The organism is Candidatus Symbiopectobacterium sp. NZEC135 (assembly GCF_025962695.1).
The window spans coordinates 1-577 of sequence record NZ_JAGFPF010001359.1 but is presented as its reverse complement, the minus strand read 5'-3'; the positions used below and the strand labels follow the sequence as shown (position 1 = coordinate 577).

Below are 577 nucleotides of genomic sequence, written 5' to 3'. Positions count from 1 at the left end.
GGCTGTTCGATGCGCTCGACACCTGGCATGACTGCCTGATGATGGCGGCACTGGTGCTGGAAGGCATTCAGGTTCGCCGTCCGCGCTGCCAGGAAGCGGCGCAGCAGGGCTACGCGAACGCGACCGAGTTGGCCGATTATCTGGTGGCGAAAGGCGTTCCGTTCCGCGAAGCGCATCACATCGTTGGTGAGGCAGTGGTGGAAGCCATTCGGCAGGGTAAACCGCTGGAAGCATTGCCGCTGGTGGATTTGCAGAAATTCAGCGCCACCATTGGTGATGACGTGTATCCCATCCTGTCGCTGCAATCCTGTCTGGAAAAGCGCGCTGCCAAAGGTGGTGTGTCACCACAACAGGTCGCGCAGGCGATTACCGATGCCAAAGGGCGTCTGTAATACCAATAACGCGATGTTATCTGTATCAGGGCCGGATTTCCGGCCCTTTTTTATTTAGCCAATGGCGATAAGCCATAACGCAAACCGCCTCGCATTTTAACCATTTCGCTGCCGACAACGATGCCGCTTCGCGCTGGCCTGCGCTATTCTTTCTGGACATACATACAGTATCACTTTATTTTGAC

The 577-nt window shown here is 55.6% G+C and carries 1 pseudogene; it reads left to right on the top strand.

What is annotated here, in order from left to right:
* Nucleotides 1–392: pseudogene (locus J5224_RS34255) on the top strand (argininosuccinate lyase); the annotation flags it as partial.
* Between the last annotated feature and the right edge of the window lie 185 nt (nucleotides 393–577).